We start from the raw sequence: 22,218 nt of genomic DNA on the forward strand, positions 1-22,218 counted from the left end.
GAAAACGCACAATCACTGGCGCACTAAAAAAATAAGCGTGCCACTTTTTGTCTACAAGAGTAAGTCTGGCCTCGGGTTCCATTATTAGACTCACATTGATATTTATATCGAAACTGAGTAATGGATAAACAAGCTTAGACATTGCGTCGGGGCTTTTTTTATTTCAATGGATTGCTAGTTGCCATGTGGTTAATTTAATGTGTGAGGCTGCCCCATCAGAGTGGGTGACACCGGAAATGTTTCTTGGTTTTAAATTTGTAAGGGGGATTTAGAAAGCTAATACCCGAGATAAAGCAGATAAGATAGAATTTAGCTTGTTGGTGCTAAGTGTTCGTGGTAATATCCGCGCGCTTTATTTGAGTCATTGTTGGTCGAGAACAATGACGCCCATTCTTTTATATTATTTAAGTGAGTATTAACATGTCTTACACTATCAAAGCCGAAATCCGCACTGAAATCGGGAAAGGTTCGAGCCGCCGCCTACGTCATGCAGATATGGTTCCTGCTGTAATCTACGGTCCAGGTAAAGAGCCTATCGCTATTAAGTTCTTACACAAAGACATCATCAACATTCAAGAAAACAAAGATTTCTATGAAGGTTTAACTATCGTTCTTGACGGTAAAGAAATCAAAGTAGTGCCTAAAGCTATGCAACGTCATGCTTTCAGACCGCTAATTGAGCATGTTGACTTCATTTTTGCATAATCGCATTGATGAAAAAAAAGCGCCTTAAGGCGCTTTTTTTGTGTCTGTTATTTATGATATTTGAAATGCTGTATTGCTTAGTCGATATCAAAACTGTAATAAATATCAAGTGATTGACTTAAACTGCCTGATACCGTTTCAAGGTACAGTTGTGAAAATAAATAGTATCTTACTGTCATTTCGTATCCAGGATTGAACACCCCAATACCGTATTTTATCATCAAGTTTTCACCAATATAGCCACTGATGGCAACGCGGCCATCATCATTGGCATCCAGTTGCACATTGGAAAAACCAAATTGCTCAATGACGCCACGGGCGGTTGAACCAATGTTTTGCATTGCGCCACCATCAACTTGTGAACCTAAACTTAACGCAGCTCCCAACATCAGTGAGTTGTTTTGTTGATCACTGGCATTACTGAACCCCTTACCAGTGAGAATGTATGACAAGATTTCAGCTTGTTCTTTCGCAGGGTTTGAGAACACTATAACTGAAGGGCGCATGGCTGTGCCTGTCACTCTTACGCCGGCGGTAATGTCGTCATCTTTAATTTCTCTGACCGCTTCAATATTTAAATTAGGTACTTCGATAGGACCTACAAACTGGACTTCACCGGCATTAATCTTCAAGGTTTGGCCCATGAATTTATAATTGCCATTGTTGACTTTGATGTCGCCAAATAATAATGGCGTTTTAAAGGCTTGTTGTTGTAGCCTTAAGTTCCCTGATAGCTTGCCTGTTAAGCCCATGCCGTCAATCGACAGCTGTTTACCTACATCAATGTTAATGTCCGCTACAATAGCGTATGGGCTTGTCTGTACTTCGAGTTCAGATATTGAATCGTTAAACACCACATCGTTCGATATTGCTACACCGCCTTCGGACAATTGCATGATTTTTATTTGACCTGAAGGCACGCTGACCGAACCTTTAACAGCCACTTGCTGATGGGTAAAGTTGATATTAAGGTCAGGGGACACATCTAAAATGGCAATCGGAGGTTGAATTACCCCTAATTTATTACCTTTAACATTGATGTCTCCGGAGAATTGTCCTTCTGGCCAATAAAGTTTACCGTTGACAATGGCTTGGCCGTCACCCATGTGCCATTGACCATCTAATTCAGCTTGCTTGCCGTTAAGCTGTAATCCCAGGAAGATTTTTTCAACCAATGTCGGATTCGAGGTTAATGCAAAAGCCCCATCTGCTAATTTGATATTACCCGTGATATTTGGCGTAATTAGGCTACCGGCAAGGTTAATACGGCTAAATAGATCTCCATTAAGGGTTTGGAGCCTCGGGAAAAATTCACCAAAGGGTTCCAGTTTTAACGAGTTAATATTGATAAAACCATCAAGGGTTCTGTCAGGTGTTACATTGATATTAATTTCTGTTTGTAAACTGGCAATACCATCTGAATCGGCTGTGATGGTTGTTCTTAGTTGTTTTTCATCCAATGAAGCTTTTAAAACCAACTCTTGGTAATCGATGTTGACCACATTATTGATATTACGGATCAGTTTGATGTTACCGGGCAAAAGAGTGAAATTAATTAATGCTGTGGGCTTAGTTTTAGGTTGCCAATTAATTTGAGTGGTGAGCGCGGCATGGCCATCCCAATTAATGTTTTTAGATAAAATTGGCGCTAAAAGCTGTCCAGGATTGCCACTAAAGTTAATGTCTACCTGCCCTTTAGAACCCAGTTCAACGTTGCTTGTAAGGCAAAGTTTATTATGGGGATGACTTATACAAAATGCATCAATTTTACCGCGGTTTTTAAGCTGATCCCAAGCGAACACTATGGGTTCATCTAATTGCCACTGACCAAATATATTACTGATATTAAGTTGCTGAAGTGTGGCATCAATGGTTTGCTTATCAATATTGGTTTGGCTTAATAATTCACTATTAATTGTCGTATCGCCAGTGGTTATCAAAGTGGTGTTTTGCTGGTTTTGATCGCCTTTGCCTTCGATATTCACACTGTTGAGCGTGTATCCTTTATAAACAATATTTTGATTATCTAAAGCAAATGAATATTGGTGCTGGCTCAAAGGAAGGTAATGCGCTTTGAGTGTTAAGTTATCTAACTTAGCGCCAGCAAAACTGGTATTTTGCATTTCAGCAGTTAAATCCACAATCGGGTTACTACTTTCACCCGATACTTCGATCTTAGCGTGGATATTTCCTCTACTACCAGAAAGCCATTGTCTTAAATCGGGGACATTCAGCTCTGCATCAATATCCCACACAGAATCCGCTCGTCCATTAATGAACAAGTCAGCACCTAGGGCGGTTGCTTTTAAGTTTTGCGCATTGACTGCAAAATCTTGATTTACAGCCACTTGACCTTCTAATGTAACAGGGTAGCCATTCATGCGACCTTTTAATGCCGCATCGCTAATATCGATTTGCCATTTATCTTTAGACACCTTGCCATTTGTAGCAAATTGACCGCTTATTTTACTGCGCAGAGTGGTGTATTGCTGCAACCATGCTACATTTTGCAGGCTTAGCTCCTGGGTAATGACTTCTGCCTGCCAGGCGATGTTATCAGCGAAATCAACCTCACCTTCAACGCTCAATTGACCCGCGTTAGAATTGATATTTAAGGGATAAAGTTTAAGGGTGTTTTGCTGGAATGCCAAGCTTGAATCTATGCTTAACTCAGGATGGAATGGGCTTATAAATTGGCCCTCCAATTTAGCTTGAATTGCATCAATTTTACCTTGTGCCTGCAAAGATTGAATGTTGGCAAGGTATTGTGGATCTTTGAAGGGCCATTGTAATTTGCTGTCAGATATTTCGCCCTTAAAAGGTAAACTTGCAAGGTTAAAGCCGACTTCCGCTTGCAGATTTAGTCTTGTCTCGCCGGATAATTTTGCATTTATGGCTAACTTTTTTAAATCATCTGTTAACTCTAGGGTGAGCTTCTGATTGGTAAAACCGGGTAATTCAGCTATTTGATCAATATTTGATTCGACTTTGACGTTCATTCGATAGTTGTCGACTAAATTAATGTCACCAATTAAGTCAATATCACCATAGGTATGTTTTAAATGTAATTGGCTAATGTCTACATTATAGCCAATGTAAGTACCCGCAATAATAATTTGTTCAAAAAAGTCTTTACGTTGGCCAATTTGCAGCGTGCTATCTAGCGAGTTGAGTTCTTTGATAAATAATCTAAAAGGTAAAAACACTTCTGGTAAGTCTGCTAATGGCCATGGTTTATTTGCCGACTCGGCAGCTGAGGTTTGTTCTTCAGCTTCCGTTGGAATGATGACAGCTAGTTCAAAACTACTGATATGTTCTACTTTTAAATCAGGTCCAGTCCAGAATGCTTTAGCCTTTAATTGGCTTGCATTAAAATGCATGTCGTTAACAGTGACATTAATTGCTGCTAAATCGGCATGATTTAATGAAATATCAAAAGGCAGAATAAGTAACTCTTGCTCAGATGAATTAGGCTCGGATAAATCAGAGTCGGATACATCCGATTTTACAGGGTCCTGTTTAGCAGAAGTATTTTCTGTCTTTGATAAATCATTGTCACTGATATTGCTTTTTGTTGATGAAATCACCGCTGGATCAATGAGTTGTGAATCAACAAGAGTGTTAGTTGCCGTATCGCTTAGCAACGCCGTTTGAATATCAACAGTGACTTTTGACGCGCTGAGGGTATCAACGCATAGTTGTTTTTGAATAAAGCAGCGAGGCAGCCATTCTATCGCGAGATCATTTATCTCAACACTGATGCCATCCATCTCCCAAAAGGCGTAGTTGAGTTTAAGATCATGGTTGATAGTGCCAGATTGGTAATCTAACTCAAGGTTCGGGATCAACTGGCTTGCGATCGTGATACCCACATTGCTACCGATAGAAGTGCCCAGTACCAAGGCAATAATAATCAATAGTAATAACGGGATGTAAATAATAATTCGGGTATAAAATTTAAAACTACGCCATAAATGTTTTAACAGGGCAATGAATAAAGTGTCTTTTACAATAGACTCATTCATTTCAGCCTTGTTCATTGCTACATCATCAGCTTGATATTTTTCCTTGTTTTCCATGGTTTCATTTGACGAGAGTTCACGTGCTGAGCTGTCATTTACCTCAGCTGTTTTGTTATTATGTTCTTTAACATTGCCCGGCATTTTTGATGAGCTCATTATAATTCACTTCCCATTGTTAAATGGAATCGGAATGAACGCTCAACTGTTTCGGTTTCTTTTAAGCCGAAGCCCAAGTCTAACTTGATTGAACCAATTGGCGATATCCAGTGCACACCGCCACCGACAGACATGACGGATTCAAATTGGTCGGTATCAAAAGCATTACCAGCATCAACAAACGTTGCCACTCGCCAGGTTGGGGTTAAATAATATTGATATTCTAAACTGCCCACGATCAAATAGCGTCCGCCAATCACTTGGCGAGAAAGACCGCCTTGCGCGTTTTCATAGTCGATATACGGTCCAAGCTCTTGATATCGATAACCACGAACCGATTGATCGCCTCCTGCAAAATATCTTAAGGATGGCGCAATAAAAGGAAGGTCTTCTTCATTCGCTAGGTTAGCGCCTAAATCAAGGCGCGCAACAAAACGGTGCTTATCGAAGAAAGTATCAATCCATTTTAGTTTAGCCTGCAAACGAGCTAATCGAATAGCTGAGCCCAAATTAGGGTCGGCATATTCAAGGCTGTATGTTTGACGAAACCCTGATTTAGGGTCGAGGGTGTTATCACCTCGAATAGTTTTAGATGCACCTATCCCAAGCAGGTAAAAATTTGGTTTGTAATCAATATCTTCTTGTGTGTAGAATTCTTTTATGGCTTCCACAGAATAACCAAACAGCCAGTTATTTTCAGTTCGCCTTTGCCTAATTACACCAATGAGATATTTTTCAGCTTCAAGTTGGCCAGTATTAACGAATTGTCGGTCCTCTGGGACATAGTCCTGAATCACGCCATATTCATCACGTAACACCCCAAGTTTTATTTTAAGTTGATCGTCTAAAGGATCGGTTAACGGAATAGTAAAAGTTGTTAACAGTCTTGGCGTGTTCGGTGACCATTCAGCTGTAGTTTCTTGACTGTGCCCGTAACGATTAACCTGCGGAGTTCGCCAAGTGACACGAATTCTTGGTTCGACCGCGCTTTCACTACTGTTTCCTATGTCGACACCCGCGCCTAATTCAATAGAAGAGCTTGGACGTGGCGTTAATTCGACTTTTATGGGAACGTTTCCATTATTGATTTTTTCTACTTCAGGTAATATTTTAATATTACTAAAATAACCAACATCAATAAGGTTTCGATTTAAGTGGGTGAGTTCTGATCTAGCGTATGGTGTATCCGACTCAAATGGGACGAGTTCCTGAATGATATTATCATTGAGGGTGTGGCCTTCAAATGTCACATCGCCGAACCGATAACGAGGGCCTGATTCAAAATGAAGGTTAATCTGTGCGGTATTTTTGTCACGATTGATGACGATTTCTGAACGGGTAAAACGTCCATCAAAATAACCTCGCGCCAGTGCAAGCGTCATTAGCTGTGATTTAACCGTTTCATATTGGCCATGGTGTAAGGGATCTCCCGGTTTGATGGTTAATCCATCTAACCAGCGTCTAAAGGAGATATCCTCTAGCATTTCACCATCAAAATTAATATCCACCCACTGCAATCTAACGGGTTCTTGTGGGTCAACCTTGATACTGAGTTTCCAAGGGCCTTTGTTTGTTTCAGTAACATTGACATCCAGTTTGGCTTGATAAAAGCCCATGGACTCTAATGCTTCATTAGTATTCTCTTCAACGGTAAATAAAAATGCCCTGCGCTGAATTTCATTTTTAGGTAAGGCGCCTAAATGGGAGCGAATATTCTTTTCTAGGGAGGATTCTACCCCTGAAATGGAAACCGTTAATAAATCGTTAGCCGCAGGTGCGCTATTACTGCGAAATACAGTAAGCGCTAAGATTAAAAAAAGGCTAATTCTAAAACAATTAATTAACAATATTTAGGTACTTACTGATTTATACACATCTTGTTTATATTGTCGCTAGAAAGCGTTAAAGTCGCAAGGCAAACAATAGGCTGAATTAACGCTAAGAGGAATAATAACAATGAAAAATAAACTATTTTGTCGTTTTAATGCTGGACTGGGCATCGCTTCATTACTAATGGGGCTCAGTTTTAACGTATATGCTAATGACGATAAGCCGTTTTCAATCGCTATTCATGGCGGAGCTGGCACGATTAACGAAGCCGATTTAAGCGAAGTTCAACAACAAGCTTATCGAGATAAATTACAACAAGCGATTAATGCCGGACATGAAATCTTAACCAAAGGCGGTGACAGTTTAGATGCCGTTCAAGCCGCCATTAATGTATTAGAAGATAGCCCACTATTTAACGCAGGGGTGGGCGCGGTTTATACCTTCGATGGAAAACATGAATTAGATGCATCCGTAATGGATGGACGCAACATGGCTGCAGGGGCGGTTGCGGGTGTCACTCATATCAAAAACCCTATTAATTTAGCTCGAGCCGTGATGGAGAAATCTCCCCATGTCATGCTTTATGGCCAGGGTGCTGAAGAGTTTGCCATTACTCAAGGCATGACGTTTGTATCAAATCAACACTTTGATACCACGCATAGATATAACCAACTTCTCGATGCCAAACAAAAAATTATTAAATCTGAAGCGAAAGATCATGATTACCAAGCCTCGGTTAATCAACTTGATGCCAACTATAAATTTGGAACTGTGGGCGCGGTTGCGCTTGATAAGCAAGGCAACCTTGCCGCTGGAACCTCGACAGGCGGCATGACGGCAAAACGATTTGGCCGAATTGGCGATGCCCCAGTGATTGGTGCGGGTAATTATGCCGAAAATGGCACTTGTGCTATCTCAGCAACTGGACATGGTGAATACTTTATTCGATACAATGTGGCAGCCGATATTTGCGCACGAGTAAAATACCAACAAAAATCGATTATTCAGGCTGCTGATGAGGTTATCAACCAAAGATTAGTCACCGCGGGCGGCACCGGCGGAGTCATTGCGATTGATGATAAAGGCAATATTGCCACTCCCTTTAATACTACGGGGATGTATAGGGCAACTAAAGTCGGTGACCAACCAACTAATGTTATGATTTGGCGTGATAAATAATTAAATAACTTAACCAGAGTTCAGCTAAATACATAAGTGTTGTGGTTAAGTTTTAGGGCTAATCGATTCATTCGATGATATTGATTTATTTTATTTTGCTGCTGTTTAATGATTTTTGACTAAACTTAACAATAAGCATGGTGTGATCACGTGCTCGTAAATAAGTTGGTTTTTGATGAGAGAGCTTACTAGTATTGAGTATTCTCAAAGAGCCTACAAAAACAGTCTCCCAACCCTATGCGCTAAACATGATTTTATTAGGGTTGGTTGGTAAAATCATTATGGGGAAATAAAATGGATTCTATTAAAATTATCGATTATATGGATAAACGCCCGGTGTTGCTTAAAGCCAATATGTCTATTGCAGTGGCGGTTGAAAAGTTACTGACCAGTAACCGTCCAGGCGCCCCTGTGATTGGCGAACAAGGCGAGTTAGTTGGCTTTTTATCACAACAGGATTGTTTGGCCGTGATGCTAAAAAGCAGTTATCACTGTGACTTAACCAGTACGGTTAAAGATTGTATGCGAACAGAGGTGTTAAGTGTTGGCCCGCAAGACAGTATGCTGCATTTGGCAGAACAAATGACAGGTGAGAAACCTAAGATTTATCCTGTTGTCGATCAAGGTAAGGTTGTTGGTGCAATTACACGCCAAGATGTCCTCAAAGCGATGAACACCTACATGCAACAATGTTATTTAACACCAGCGTAAAGTGATTATCGGCATAGGTGCCTAAAAAGCCACCATTCTGATACGCTTAAACATACCAATGTCTCCGCTTCCTTGCTAGGATCGACTATTTCAATATCGATGCTAGCCAAGGAAACAAATTTGAACGCGGATATTAAGCCACTCTCCAAAGCCTTCTTACAGCGTTGCGTGCAAACCGACGCGGCCTACATTCGTCGCCGATTGTTCCGTCTTAATAAGCAAAGCAACTCAGCACCCAAAAGTGAAGCCGCCAAACAAGCCGAAATAGCGGATCTTGAAGCGAGAGCAATCGCATCTGTTGAAAAAGTACAACAGCGTCTGAATAACCGCCCTAAAATACATTATTCCGATGACTTACCTGTTTCTCAAAAACGTGATGAAATTGCCAGTGCCATCGCAACGAATCAAGTCGTGATCGTGGCGGGTGAAACGGGGTCAGGTAAAACCACCCAGTTGCCTAAAATATGCCTAGACTTAGGGCTGGGTTGCCGAGGCATTATTGGTCATACTCAACCACGACGCCTTGCAGCTCGAAGCGTTGCCACCCGTATCGCAGATGAATTGAATAGTCCGCTAGGTGAGGTGGTTGGTTTTAAAGTGCGTTTTGCCGATGCCATAAGTGAAAATAGCTACGTTAAGCTAATGACCGACGGTATTTTACTGGCTGAGCTCACATCCGATAAGTATCTAAATCAATATGATGCAATCATTATTGATGAAGCACATGAGCGTAGTCTCAATATCGACTTCATTTTAGGATATTTAAAGCAAGTACTGAAAAAACGACCTGAACTTAAAGTGATTATTACTTCCGCCACGATAGATGTAGAGCGGTTCTCCAAGCACTTTGACAATGCGCCTGTAATTGAAGTGTCAGGTCGTACCTATCCCGTAGACACCCGATATCGTCCTTTGCTGCAAAATGATGATGCTGATCGTGATGTCACCGATGGTATTTTTGCCGCCGTTGATGAACTAATTGCCGAAGGTCCTGGTGATATCCTTATTTTTATGAACGGTGAACGAGAAATTCGAGATACCGCAGACATGCTGCGTAAACAGAAGTATCGCGATACAGAAATTCTGCCATTGTATGCAAGGCTGTCTTACGGTGAGCAATCTAAAGTATTTAGCAGCCATATCGGCCGTCGAATAGTATTGGCTACCAACGTGGCAGAAACCTCATTAACGGTTCCTGGGATTCGCTATGTGATTGATCCAGGTACCGCCAGGATAAGTCGCTACAGTTATCGGACCAAAGTACAACGTTTACCGATTGAACCAATTTCCCAAGCCAGTGCGAACCAGCGTCAAGGACGATGCGGTCGTGTAGGCCCAGGGATTTGTATCCGCTTGTATGATGAGTCAGATTTTATTCAGCGTCCAGAATTTACCGACCCTGAAATTTTACGCACCAATTTAGCCTCGGTTATTTTGCAAATGTTAGCTATTGGTTTAGGTGATATAGCGGGTTTTCCGTTTATTCAACCGCCAGAGCAAAAGCACATTCGCGACGGATTTTTGTTGTTAGAAGAGCTACAAGCAGTCAAAAAACAAAAGGGTGATTTAGTGCTCACCCAACTTGGGCGTAATTTAGCTAAAATCCCCCTTGATCCTCGATTAGCTCGTATGGTGTTTGAGGCTAATCAACAAGGCTGTTTGCATGAAGCTCTAGTGATCACTGCAGGGTTATCAATTCAAGACCCACGCGAGCGCCCAATAGAGAAAAAACAAGCTGCCGATGAGTGCCATAATCGGTTTGCTGATAAAGATTCTGATTTCAGTAGCTGGGTAAAATTATGGGATCACATTAAAGATCAGAAGCGCGAATTGTCAGCTAGCCAATTTAGAAAACAATGTCGCGATGAATACCTTGCTTATTTACGTGTTCGTGAATGGCAAGATCTATATACCCAGCTAAAACAGGCTGTTCACGAATTAAAATGGCGCTTGAATGATACGCCAGCAGGTTACGATAATTTACATAAAGCCTTGCTAGCGGGTTTACTCAGCCATATAGGCTTTAAAGATGCCAATAATGAATACTTAGGAGCGCGTAATCGCAAGTTTTTTGTTTTCCCTGGCTCACCGCTGGCTAAAAAAGGCCCTAAGTGGATTATGGCAGCAGAGTTAACTGAAACTTCACGCTTATTTGCCCGTTGTTGCGCCAAAATTCAACCCGAATGGTTAGAACCATTAGCAACCCATTTAATTAAGAAAAACCATGTTGAACCGCATTTTGAAGCCAAAGCGGGTAGCGTGGTGGCATTTGAAAACCAGGTGCTTTATGGCTTAACCATTGTTAATCGTCGTCGAGTGCAATATGGCCCAATTGAACCGATTGAAGCCCGTGAAATTTTTATTAGAAGCGCACTTGCTGAAGGTCAATTACAAACTAAAGAAGCTTTCTTTGTTAATAATCAAAAGTTATTAGAAGACATTGAAAACCTTGAGCATAAATCAAGACGTCGAGACATTCTCGTTGATGAAGATGTGCTGGTAGATTTTTATGAGCCACGGATACCTGAAGGTATTTATAATGCGCCGCTATTTTTTAAATGGTGGAAAAAAGCCCGTATAGATCAACCTGAGTTATTGGATTTTAATGAAGATCTATTGATGCAGCGCAGTGCTGATCATGTTTCTGCGTTAGATTTTCCAGAAGTATGGCATAAAGGCAATTTAGCACTAACTGTTAGTTACCATTTTGAACCGGCAAGTGCTGATGATGGGGTGTCTGTTCATATTCCTGTTGCATTGTTAAATCAGATAGATGAGCAAGATTTTGACTGGGTGGTCCCCGGTCTTAGAGAAGAGAAAGTGGTTGCATTAATTAAATCACTGCCTAAAGCTTTAAGACGTAATTTTGTCCCCGCACCGGATTATGCTAAAGCGTGTGTGCAAGCAATGACACCGTTCGAGTTACCCTTAATAGACAGTTTGTGTAAGCAATTACTTCGCATGAGCGGGACGCGTATCAGCCCTGATGATTTTGATTTTAGCCAATTAACCGCCCATTTATTGATTAACTTCAAAATTGAAGATGATAAAGGTCGATTAGTCGCACAAGGTCGACAAATTGAGCCGTTAAAAGAGCAGTTGCAAGGTGTGGTAGCGAAAGCTATTCGCCAAGTGGCTGACAAAGGCATTGAACAGGAAAGTTTAACCTCATGGTCGTTTGGCAATTTGCCTGAACAATATCAACAACGAAAAGGCAACTACGAAGTAAAAGCCTTTCCTGCGTTAATTGATAATAAAGTCGATGTGGCAATTAAGCTGTTTGATGATGAAATTGAAGCGGCTAAACAGCATCGCTTAGGGATCAGACGTTTATTACTCATCAATATTCCTTCACCGGTTAAGCATTTACAAAAATCCTTACCCAATAAAGCGAAACTGGCGATGTACTTTAATCCGTTTGGGCAGGTTCAATTGTTGATTGACGATATTATTCAAGCCTCAGTGCAACAATTGCTTGATCAAAAAAATCTGGATATTCGCAATGAACAGCAGTTTGAACAAGCAAAAGATTGGGTTAGACAAGAGTTAAATGTCACCGCGGAACATATTGCCTTGAAAGTTGAAAAGGTGCTGACAATTTACCAACAGATCAAAAAACGTTTGAAAGGAAAAATCAGTTTCGATATTGCATTTGCTATGAGTGACATACAAACCCAATTGGATAAATTGGTTTATAAAGGCTTTGTACAGGAATGTGGTTGGGATAAATTAGCGGATGTTGCTCGTTATTTATCAGCAATAGAAAATCGCTTAGACAAATTACCCGTTGATCCAAGTCGAGATAGATTACACATGCACAGTATTAGTAAGGTAGAAGGGATACTCGCTGCGCAACTGGCTAAAGTGCCTCGCTTGCAACCGGTGCCAGATGCGTTGATCGAGGCGAGGTGGATGATTGAGGAATATCGTGTGTCATGTTTTGCTCAAGTGTTAGGCACTGCATATCCTATTTCTGAAAAGCGTATTTTGAATCATATTAATCAAGTTTAAATCACTGTGATGATTAAAACTCAACCTCAATTTGTATTGTAAATTGAGGTTTTTTTATGGCAAGTTTTACCAACGCAAACGCTCAGACATAAGGCTTTGGCCATGATGCTCAATAATTTCACCTACAGATTGTTGATCAATCTGGTTAAGGGCTGATATTTCGCTAATCAGTCTGTCTTGGACATCTACAGGCATGCTCATATTATCCATAAACAAATGCATTGCTAAATTGTCTGCTTTAGCAAACAAATCAACTAATTTACTGGCTTCATACTCAACAAGTGTATTCATCGTAACTCCCTAAAACTGGTTGGGGTTATTTAAAATATAGCCTTAAAAAAACATTCTGTTATAACCATTGGAAGTAATGGAGTTTAAAAAATCATGTTGAGGGTATAAAAAGTGAATCAGAAAATGAAAGTCTTTCACGTATTTGATGGTATATTGCATTATTCAGCAATAAAAACATTCAATTCTGTAAGTTTTTTGTAATAAATGAGCTGTTAGGCTAGTAATGCGGATCCTTTGGTTGATATACTTGTCAGCAAGAAGAACGTGATTGGTACTCTTCTCTGTTAATAGGCAAATGTTACTGACAAAATAGTCAAAAAATAAACATACCTAGACCCTCAACGACCTGAAAAGATGATTGGAGTGATTATGGAAGTTCATGAATACGAAAACGCTTACTACCAAGTAAAAGACGACGTGTTAGAGTCATTACCTTCTGAAGAAGAGTAATAACTACTGAACTCGGAATACCAACCTATAGATTTAGGTTAACGCTCCAAGAGAAAATACAAGCACATTTGAAAATAGCAGCCTAGGCTGCTATTTTTTTATCTTTTTTAGGTTGGACATTTTACATCTTCAAGTGAGCATTTAAGATGAGGTTGATGCAGGGATGAAATCTTTAGTTGTGTCTATGCTTGGAGCTTAAAGAATGGCCTGCAACCAGCAGGCCCATTAATATGGGGGAAATGCTTAACCGCCAATACGGCCTTTTTCCGGTAGCACTTCAATTATCACCCATTTATTACCGCGTTTTTCGAGGAGTAAGGTCCGATCATCTACCCAAGGTTTACCGCCTTTAAGTCCTTCCATTTTGACAATAATGGTCACTTCGTCAGTAAACTTGCGGAAAAAGTCGATATCGATTTCATCAATAGTCATGGTGACGTTTGTCATTGATAACCCTAGTACATGACGTTGTACTGATGAAGCAATATGGTAGTGTTCTAACACCTCTCTCAATTCAGCGGTGACATAGGGCAGGGCTTTACTGACATCTCTGTCGGTATAAATCGCTTCGAAAAAGCTAAGCGTGACACTTTCAGGTGTTTGTGGCGCTTCCGTTTTTTCGACGATCTTCTCACAGCCCAATAATGCCAATAAACTGAAAATTAGAATGAATCTATACATAAAAATATCGATAACCTTATCAAAACAACCTCGGGCAAAAGAGAAATTAAACGCAAACCCATATCAAATAGTGGGTTTGGTATAAAACTTAGCCAAATGAATAACTAATAGTATCTATAATTAATTTAGCACTAGCAAGGGTAGTGTAAAAATTGCTATGGTGAAAGTGTACTAATAACTAAACCTAGCCACGGCATTTACCTTAATAGCCGCTAAAAGTGTGCGTCTTAAAGGTTATCCACAGAATCTGTGGACAAGTATGTTAACGAATTAGCGCAATACATCTAACGCATTGTTTTTTATCGCTTATATTTCTTGGTTAAAAATTACCTCTTTCAGTAAATCACCGTAATAAAAAGCACTGTAATAAAAAAGCACTGCAATTACAGCAGTGCTTTTATGTGTCTTTAATTTATCGACAAATTGCCGCTGAAACGGTTTATTTCGCTTCGTTTTGTGCAGCTTGGATGGCAGTTAATGCGATGGTGTAAACAATATCATCTACTAATGCACCACGAGATAAATCGTTTACTGGCTTACGCATCCCCTGAAGCATTGGACCAATACTGATCAAATCAGCACTACGCTGAACCGCTTTGTAAGTCGTATTACCTGTGTTTAAATCTGGGAATACGAATACGGTAGCTTTGCCTGCTACTGGGCTATTTGGTGCCTTAGACTGGGCCACATTTGGCATCACGGCTGCATCGTATTGTAGTGGGCCGTCAATGATTAAATCTGGACGTTTTTCTTTCGCAATACGTGTAGCTTCACGTACTTTATCCACATCAGAGCCTGTTCCTGAGGTTCCAGTAGAGTAACTGATCATTGCCACACGTGGCTCGATACCAAATGCGGCTGCGGATTCTGCTGACTGAATTGCGATGTCGGCTAATTGCTCTGGATTTGGATCCGGATTAATAGCACAGTCGCCATAAACAAGTACTTGATCAGGCATCAACATGAAGAAGATTGACGACACTAGGCTTGAACCTGGCGCCGTTTTAATTAACTGTAACGGTGGGCGGATAGTATTAGCCGTGGTGTTAATTGCACCTGATACAATACCATCTACTTCATCTTCTGCTAACATCATGGTGCCTAAAACCATGTTGTCTTCTAATTGCTCTTTGGCAACGACTTCGGTTAATCCTTTATGGCGACGTAGCCCAAGCATTGGCTCTACATATTTGTCGCGTGCCGTTTCTGGGTCGATAATTTCAACACCTTCACCTAATACGACATCTTGAACCGAAGCGATACGCAAAATTTCTTCTCTGTTGCCTAGTAATACACAGCGGGCAATGCCACGCTCTGCACAAATCGCAGCTGCTTTGATTGTACGAGGTTCTTCACCTTCAGGTAGAACAATGGTCTTACGTGCTGCGCGAGCAAGTTCTGTTAGCTTGTAACGGAATGCTGGTGGCGATAAGCGATGCTCGCGGGTTGAATCTTGAGTCACACTTTCAATCCAGCTTTGATCTATATGGCTGGCAACGTACTCTTGTACTTTTTCCACACGCACAGAATCGTCCACAGGGACTTCATGATCAAATCGCTGAATATTGAGCGAGGTTTGCCATGTATTACTGTCAATTAAGAAAACAGGTAAGCCAGTATCGAATGCTTGCTCACAAAGCTTCATGATTTCAGGTTCAGGTTCATAACCACCTGTGAGTAGTAATGCGCCAATTTTTACGCCGTTCATTGCCGCTAAACACGCCGATACAATGACATCAGAGCGATCACCTGAGGTCACCAACAATGAGTTGGTTTTAATATGATTAACCATATTAGGGATCGAACGGGCGCAAAATGTTACCCGACGCATACGGCGGGTATGCATTTCACCAGCATTGATGATTTTGGCATTTAAATGCTTAGCTAAATCCGATGCTCGTGGTGAAATTAAATCTAAGTTGTATGGCACACTGCCGAGAATACGTAATGGGCTTTTTCCTGGTAGTTGGAACATACCTGCAGTATCGCCAATTTTGATGTCATTATGATCAAATACTTCAGATAAGTCGGGACGAGCACGACCTTCTTCATCCGTTGGTGCACCAATTTTGTTGATAACTGCGCCAATAACACGTTTATTTTTAACACCACCCCAAGAGTTGTAAGCAATCTCTAAACGGTTCATTAAGCCATTTGGGGTGTCATTGCCAGGCGTTGCAATAAATACCACATCAGCATCAAGTGCTTTGGCTATTTCGTAGTTAATGTCATCTGCAAATGGATGACTGCGAGTAGGTACTAAGCCTTCAATTACAATCGTTTCAGTATTTGTGGCACATTCTGCGGCTCTGGCAATAATTTGTTCCATTAACACATCTGTTTGCTCAGAACGGATTAAGGCTTCAGCATGATCCATGTTAAATGGCTCAAGAGGGTTAACCGTAGGCGACTTGCTTAAGATAGTTGTTGAACGTTCAGGGCCTTTATCGCCCGAGCGGATTTGAGCAATCGGTTTGAAAAACTGCACTTTAACGCCTTTACGCTCAAGAGCACGTACCATACCTAAACTGATCGATGTTAAACCCACGCCTATTCCGATTGGAACCAGCATAATATTTCGAGACATAAAAACCTCTAATAATGTAATGTTTACTTAACCTTAACTCGGGTTAAGAGATAAATGGCGTTCAGACAGCCTAAGTTCAATTGTTATCGAGCCAACTTGAACGTTGTGCTGATAACAGGTAAATGCATGCGTCTGTGGTTAGTCTTTAGTCAGACTTCTTCTGTCACGCAGTGAGTGATGCAAATACCTGTTTGGCATATATTTAAAATCTGACTTGCCGTTACTTCGCAGAAATCAACTTAACCGCATCTTCAGCAATAACCCACTCTTCATTAGTTGGGATCACCATCGCGATAGGGCTATTATCCGCAGTTATGATGCCATCATGGCCAAAACGTGCAGCCTTGTTTTTAGTTTCATCAACAGTGAAGTTAAATATAGCTAATAAATCCAATACTTTTGCACGAATAATGTCAGAGTTTTCACCAATTCCTCCAGTGAAAATAATCGCATCTAAACGTCCTAGTGGCACGGTATAAGCCGCAATGTATTTGGCTAAACGGTAACAGAATATCTCTAATGCCAATGTGGCACCTTTGTGGCCATCTTGATAGCCTTCTTCAATACCACGGCAATCATTGGTTAATTCAGATATCCCTAAAAGACCACTTTGCTTATTCAATAAATTGTTAACTTCGGTAAGGGTATAACCTAGTTGGTCGACTAAATGGAAAATAATAGACGGGTCTAGGTCGCCACAACGTGTGCCCATGACCAAACCTTCAAGTGGAGTTAACCCCATTGATGTATCAACACTTTTACCACCTTTGATGGCTGTAACAGAAGCGCCATTACCTAAGTGAGCTACGATAACATTGGTTTCTGAAATCGGTTTGTTAAGCACTTTCGCCGCTTCACGACTAACATATAAATGGCTGGTACCATGCATGCCATAACGACGAATACCATGTTCACGGTAAAGTTTATATGGCAGGGCATAAACGAAAGCTTTTTCAGGCATAGTTTGGTGGAAAGCAGTATCAAATACAGCGACTTGTGGTAATGCTGGGAATGATGCCATCGCCGCACGAATACCAATCAAATGAGCAGGGTTATGTAATGGTGCAAGTGAGGCACAGTCTTCAATGCCCTGAATAACATCTGGAGTGATAATGACTGAACGGGTAAATTTCTCGCCGCCATGTACAATACGATGACCAATAGCTTTAATTTGTGCGGCTAACTCAGGTTGGCCAGCTAGAATCGTCTTAACAATATATTCAACAGCTTCACGATGCGCGGTAAATGCGCCTAATTTAGCTTCGTTTTTGCCGCCTTGAGCTTTCCATTTTATACGCGAGTCTTCAAGACCAAAGCATTCTGCTAAACCAGAAATGTGTTCTTCACCGGATTTTGCACCAATAACGGCAAATTTAAGCGATGAACTGCCACAGTTTAAAACTAATACTAAATTATCTGACACTTGGTTATCTGACATAATTAGACCTTAATAAGCTTAATCAACAATTTTATAGAATGCACCGCCTAAGCGATGTTTGGCAGTGCATTGGTATCGTGTTAGCCAATATCATTTTGGCTGTTTATTTGGGACAAACTTACTCAATATGCTATTGTTTAAGCATGTTCCACCATGTTAGGTAATTCTCATTGGTACTCAATGTTGTCACGCTAATTCGCGACGGTAAAAAATACATGTCAACTTGGCCTATGGTGCGCCAGTTAGGCTTTTATTTTCCTGAATACCGAGTGGTAAAAGCGACCCAAACTGCCTTTTGGGCAATGCCAGTTATTGCGCTGTTTGTCGCATTTAGCCAAATTTATGTATTAGGTTGGGCACATTTGCCTCAAACCTTAGCGATGACCTTACTTATCATCAGCTTGCCCATTCAGGGACTATTATGGTTAGGGTGGCGTGCTCGTCATCCATTACCCTTAACCTTATTTGATTGGAGTAACCAGTTGAGTCAAAAACTCAATCAAATGGGGGTTACTTGCCAACCTTTAGGTGCCAAAGCGTGTTACTTAGATTTGGCTGTACTGCTTAATATTGCCTTTAAACGCTTAGATCAACATTATTGGGACGAGCTATAACAACATAGCGAAACCTAAAGGCTAATGTATTCAAGGGTAGTTAAAAATAGGCAGCTATGCCACGTTCAGTAAAGACTTGTTGAATGGATAACATGGTTTCTTTACTGGGTGGCGACACGTTTGCTAAAGGAGATGTTTCGCCAAAAACCTGCCATTTATGTTCACCAAGTTGGTGATACGGTAATAATTCAACTTTTTCTACGTTTGACATTGGTTTAATAAACTCTGCTAATTTGATGGCCGATGCCACATCATCAGTAAAGCCATTGACGACGACATAACGTATCCAAGTTTTTTTGTTACGCTCTGCTAAGTATTGCGCAAACTGTAACGTACGTTGGTTACTGACTTTAGTAAGCGTTATGTGGGTTGGATCGTCCATTTGTTTGATGTCTAGTAGTACAAGATCGGTATTATCAAGCAACTCATCAATAATAGGCTCGTACTTTCTCACAAAGCCGTTAGTGTCTAAACAAGTGTGGATGTCGTGTTGTTTACAGGCTTTAAAAAGCGCCGCAACAAATTCAGCTTGTAAGATAGCTTCACCACCACTAGCAGTAACACCCCCGCCACTGGATTCTAAAAATGGGCGATAGGTCATGATTTGCGACATTAACTCATCAACTGAGACCTCTTTACCACCTTCTAAATCCCACGTGTCGCGATTATGACAATATTGACACCGCATTAAACAGCCTTGCATAAAGGCAATATAACGAATGCCGGGACCATCTACAGTGCCAAAAGATTCAATTGAGTGAATACGACCCATTGTCATAACAAACCCTTTAAATGATGAATATCTATAAATTGAGCAAAGAAAAAAGCTGTATCGAATATTCGATACAGCTAATTTTAGCAGAGTTTATAAACCTTTAGTGAAGGTTCTGGTGATAACATCTTGTTGCTGTTCAGGGGTAAGCGCATTAAAGCGGACTGCGTAACCCGATACGCGAATCGTTAATTGTGGATACTTGTCTGGATTAACGATGGCGTCCTCAAGCATTTCACGGTTCATTACGTTCACGTTTAAGTGTTGGCCACCTTCTTGACGATCATTGTGGGTGAAGTATCCATCCATCAATGCAGCAAGGTTATTGCGGCGTGCAGTGTCTTCTTTACCTAATGCATTTGGCACAATAGAGAAAGTATACGAAATACCATCTTGTGCATGTTCAAATGGTAATTTACCTACAGAGGTTAATGAAGCTATTGCGCCATTTTCATCTCGACCGTGCATTGGGTTAGCGCCAGGAGCAAATGGTGCACCAGTACGACGACCATCTGGTGTGTTACCGGTTTTCTTACCGTAAACTACGTTAGAGGTAATGGTTAAAATAGACTGTGTTGGAATGGCATTGCGATACATTTTTCTGTCGCGAATTTTAGCCATAAAACGCTCAACTAAATCACAGGCAATATCATCAACGCGTGCATCATTATTACCAAACTTTGGATAGTCGCCTTCAATTTCAAAATCGACAGCGATACCATTTTCGTCGCGAATCGGCGTGACTTTGGCATATTTAATGGCTGAAAGTGAATCCGCAGCAATCGATAAACCGGCAATGCCGCAAGCCATAGTACGGCGAACATCACGGTCATGTAACGCCATTAATGCCGCTTCGTAAGAATACTTGTCATGCATGAAATGAATGGTGTTTAACGCAGTGACATATTGGGTAGCTAACCAATCCATTTGCGAATCTAAACGTGACATAACATCATCAAAATCAAGCACTGAATCTGTGATTGCTGCCGTTTTGGGTGCAATTTGTGTTTTCAGTTTTTCGTCAACGCCACCATTGATTGCGTATAACATGGTTTTCGCTAAGTTAGCGCGAGCGCCGAAAAACTGCATGTGTTTACCTACAATCATAGGGCTAACACAACAGGCAATAGCATAATCGTCAGATTGGAAATCTGGACGCATTAAGTCGTCATTTTCGTACTGAATCGAGCTGGTATCAATTGATACTTTGGCACAGTAACTTTTAAAGCCTTGTGGTAATTGAGTTGACCAAAGCACAGTAATGTTTGGCTCAGGGCTTGGGCCCATGTTGTATAGCGTATGCAAGAAGCGGAAGCTTGATTTAGTTACAAGCGTACGACCATCAACACCCATACCAGCAATAGATTCTGTTGCCCAAATTGGGTCGCCAGAGAATAGTTCATCGTATTCAGGAGTACGTAAGAAACGAACCATACGTAACTTCATCACAAAATGGTCAACCATTTCTTGTGCTTGTTGCTCAGTAATCACACCATTATTGATATCACGTTCAATATAGATATCTAAGAACGTTGATGTACGGCCTAATGACATTGCTGCGCCATTTTGACTTTTTACTGCAGCAAGATAACCAAAATAAGTCCATTGAATGGCTTCTTTAGCTGAGGTGGCTGGTTTTGAAATATCACAGCCATATTTAGCCGCCATCACTTTCATTTGAGCAAGTGCACGATGCTGCTCTGCAATCTCTTCACGAAGTTGGATAACGTTATTAAGATCTTCACCCGCTTCCATCTGCGCTTGCAATGATGTGAACTGGGCAAGCTTGTCTTGCATTAAATAATCGATACCGTATAAAGCAATACGACGGTAATCACCAATAATGCGGCCACGGCCATAAGCATCAGGTAAGCCAGTTAAGACGCCTGATTTACGACACGCCATAATCTCAGGAGTATAAACATCAAATACACCCTGGTTATGGGTTTTACGTAACTCTGAATAGATGTAGTTAATGTCGCTGTCTAATTCACGGTCGTAAGCTTTGCATGAACCTTCCACCATACGAATGCCGCCATTCGGTAGCATGGCACGTTTAAGTGGAGCATCAGTTTGTAAGCCAACAATGGTTTCAAGCGACTGATTGATATAGCCTGCATCGTGGGACGTGATGGTTGATACCATTTTGGTATCGAAGTCGATAGGGGCGTGGGTGGTGTTTTCCTGTTTGATGCCTTCCATCACTTTATCCCAAAGAGATAAAGTGGCGTCGGTAGCATCTGCTAGAAATGATTCATCACCCGTGTAAGGTGTGTAGTTCTTTTGAATAAAATCGCGCACATTGACTTCAGTTTTCCAGTCACCAGCGACAAAGTTATTCCACGCATTTGCAAATACCGTTGTTAGATCAGTCATGTTTATTACCTTTAAACTTAATGGATCGGTATGTCAGTCTGCTTGGCATTACTGCGGCTTTAACATCAGTCACACTAGCTTAGCTAACAGGCTGTAAAATTCTTTTCAGGTTATTGGTGCAATTGATTACAAGACAACCTGATTAATCTTGTCTTCTTTATAACGTCAAATCCATCAAACATGCTTGCACTGGATTATTATTTATCGACATAGACGTTAAAAGGATATTTACAAAAAAGCCCTATTCAATATTGGTAAGACCAATTTACCCTTGTATGATATCACAGCATTTTGACATTGCCATTAATTGACCGAAATTTTATAAAGGATTTGCTCAAAACTGTTAGCCAGCTAACAGTTTTGACACTATAATTCGCGCCCTTAGCAGGAATTAA

Annotated in this window: 13 protein-coding genes; 5 read left to right on the forward strand and 8 right to left on the reverse strand. The window is 40.9% G+C overall.

Annotated features, from left to right (window positions below):
* Nucleotides 1-420: 420 nt before the first annotated feature.
* Nucleotides 421-705 carry a 50S ribosomal protein L25 gene (gene rplY, locus ORI98_RS09390; protein WP_306135061.1) on the forward strand — a complete coding sequence of 95 codons (285 nt, stop codon included), beginning with the start codon at nucleotides 421-423 and terminating at the stop codon, nucleotides 703-705.
* Nucleotides 706-782: 77 nt separating this feature from the next.
* On the opposite strand, the gene ORI98_RS09395 is transcribed toward rplY, so the two are convergent.
* Both ORI98_RS09395 and ORI98_RS09400 read right to left on the reverse strand, forming a co-directional pair.
* Nucleotides 783-4,883 carry a translocation/assembly module TamB domain-containing protein gene (locus ORI98_RS09395; RefSeq protein ID WP_306135062.1) on the reverse strand — a complete coding sequence of 1,367 codons (4,101 nt, stop codon included), beginning with the start codon at nucleotides 4,881-4,883 and terminating at the stop codon, nucleotides 783-785.
* Nucleotides 4,883-6,730: an autotransporter assembly complex family protein gene (locus ORI98_RS09400; RefSeq protein WP_371931143.1), complete on the reverse strand. Its 1,848-nt coding sequence runs from the start codon at nucleotides 6,728-6,730 to the stop codon at nucleotides 4,883-4,885. The genes ORI98_RS09395 and ORI98_RS09400 overlap by 1 nt, the downstream gene beginning before the upstream one ends.
* A 166-nt stretch (nucleotides 6,731-6,896) precedes the next feature.
* Here ORI98_RS09400 and ORI98_RS09405 point away from each other — a divergent pair, with 166 nt between their 5' ends.
* From ORI98_RS09405 to hrpA, 3 genes are all read left to right on the forward strand, one after another.
* A complete protein-coding gene (locus ORI98_RS09405) occupies nucleotides 6,897-7,892 on the forward strand; it encodes an isoaspartyl peptidase/L-asparaginase family protein (RefSeq protein WP_371931148.1) in 996 nt (331 codons plus the stop codon).
* 294 nt (nucleotides 7,893-8,186) lie between these two features.
* On the forward strand, nucleotides 8,187-8,603 hold the full coding sequence (locus ORI98_RS09410; protein ID WP_261296911.1) for a CBS domain-containing protein: 417 nt from the start codon (nucleotides 8,187-8,189) through the stop codon (nucleotides 8,601-8,603).
* Between the two features lie 99 nt (nucleotides 8,604-8,702).
* The gene (gene hrpA / locus ORI98_RS09415; protein ID WP_371931144.1) at nucleotides 8,703-12,614 is read left to right on the forward strand and encodes an ATP-dependent RNA helicase HrpA; all 3,912 of its coding nucleotides are present in this window, start codon (nucleotides 8,703-8,705) and stop codon (nucleotides 12,612-12,614) included.
* A gap of 66 nt (nucleotides 12,615-12,680) precedes the next feature.
* Here hrpA and ORI98_RS09420 read toward each other — a convergent pair whose 3' ends face one another.
* The 4 genes from ORI98_RS09420 to ackA all read right to left on the reverse strand — a co-directional run bounded on the left by ORI98_RS09420 (nucleotide 12,681) and on the right by ackA (nucleotide 18,046).
* A complete protein-coding gene (locus ORI98_RS09420) occupies nucleotides 12,681-12,905 on the reverse strand; it encodes a hypothetical protein (protein WP_261296909.1) in 225 nt (74 codons plus the stop codon).
* A 693-nt stretch (nucleotides 12,906-13,598) separates the two neighbouring features.
* Nucleotides 13,599-14,036, reverse strand: coding sequence for a hypothetical protein (locus ORI98_RS09425; protein ID WP_261296908.1), 438 nt, complete (start codon nucleotides 14,034-14,036; stop codon nucleotides 13,599-13,601).
* Between the two features lie 439 nt (nucleotides 14,037-14,475).
* On the reverse strand, nucleotides 14,476-16,623 hold the full coding sequence (pta, locus tag ORI98_RS09430) for a phosphate acetyltransferase (RefSeq protein ID WP_261296907.1): 2,148 nt from the start codon (nucleotides 16,621-16,623) through the stop codon (nucleotides 14,476-14,478).
* A 220-nt stretch (nucleotides 16,624-16,843) separates the two neighbouring features.
* Nucleotides 16,844-18,046, reverse strand: coding sequence for an acetate kinase (gene ackA, locus ORI98_RS09435; RefSeq protein ID WP_261296949.1), 1,203 nt, complete (start codon nucleotides 18,044-18,046; stop codon nucleotides 16,844-16,846).
* 185 nt (nucleotides 18,047-18,231) lie between these two features.
* Between ackA and yfbV the strand changes: the two genes are divergently transcribed.
* Nucleotides 18,232-18,675 carry a terminus macrodomain insulation protein YfbV gene (gene yfbV, locus ORI98_RS09440; RefSeq protein ID WP_306135065.1) on the forward strand — a complete coding sequence of 148 codons (444 nt, stop codon included), beginning with the start codon at nucleotides 18,232-18,234 and terminating at the stop codon, nucleotides 18,673-18,675.
* A gap of 40 nt (nucleotides 18,676-18,715) precedes the next feature.
* Here yfbV and pflA read toward each other — a convergent pair whose 3' ends face one another.
* Nucleotides 18,716-19,453 carry a pyruvate formate lyase 1-activating protein gene (gene pflA, locus ORI98_RS09445; protein ID WP_306135066.1) on the reverse strand — a complete coding sequence of 246 codons (738 nt, stop codon included), beginning with the start codon at nucleotides 19,451-19,453 and terminating at the stop codon, nucleotides 18,716-18,718.
* An 87-nt stretch (nucleotides 19,454-19,540) separates the two neighbouring features.
* The gene (pflB, locus tag ORI98_RS09450; RefSeq protein ID WP_306135067.1) at nucleotides 19,541-21,823 is read right to left on the reverse strand and encodes a formate C-acetyltransferase; all 2,283 of its coding nucleotides are present in this window, start codon (nucleotides 21,821-21,823) and stop codon (nucleotides 19,541-19,543) included.
* Nucleotides 21,824-22,218: the final 395 nt, after the last annotated feature.

Origin of the sequence: Shewanella sp. ULN5 (assembly GCF_030731885.1) — a bacterium.
Lineage (GTDB): Bacteria > Pseudomonadota > Gammaproteobacteria > Enterobacterales > Shewanellaceae > Shewanella > Shewanella holmiensis.

What these genes read in the sequence shown, in the direction of transcription:
- rplY (WP_306135061.1), top strand. Translation starts at nt 421, where the DNA reads ATGTCTTACACTATCAAAGCCGAAATCCGCACTGAAATCGGGAAAGGT.
- ORI98_RS09395 (WP_306135062.1), bottom strand. Translation starts at nt 4,883, where the DNA reads ATGAGCTCATCAAAAATGCCGGGCAATGTTAAAGAACATAATAACAAA.
- ORI98_RS09405 (WP_371931148.1), top strand. Translation starts at nt 6,897, where the DNA reads ATGGGGCTCAGTTTTAACGTATATGCTAATGACGATAAGCCGTTTTCA.
- ORI98_RS09410 (WP_261296911.1), top strand. Translation starts at nt 8,187, where the DNA reads ATGGATTCTATTAAAATTATCGATTATATGGATAAACGCCCGGTGTTG.
- hrpA (WP_371931144.1), top strand. Translation starts at nt 8,703, where the DNA reads ATGCTAGCCAAGGAAACAAATTTGAACGCGGATATTAAGCCACTCTCC.
- ORI98_RS09420 (WP_261296909.1), bottom strand. Translation starts at nt 12,905, where the DNA reads ATGAATACACTTGTTGAGTATGAAGCCAGTAAATTAGTTGATTTGTTT.
- ORI98_RS09425 (WP_261296908.1), bottom strand. Translation starts at nt 14,036, where the DNA reads ATGTATAGATTCATTCTAATTTTCAGTTTATTGGCATTATTGGGCTGT.
- pta (WP_261296907.1), bottom strand. Translation starts at nt 16,623, where the DNA reads ATGTCTCGAAATATTATGCTGGTTCCAATCGGAATAGGCGTGGGTTTA.
- pflA (WP_306135066.1), bottom strand. Translation starts at nt 19,453, where the DNA reads ATGACAATGGGTCGTATTCACTCAATTGAATCTTTTGGCACTGTAGAT.
- pflB (WP_306135067.1), bottom strand. Translation starts at nt 21,823, where the DNA reads ATGACTGATCTAACAACGGTATTTGCAAATGCGTGGAATAACTTTGTC.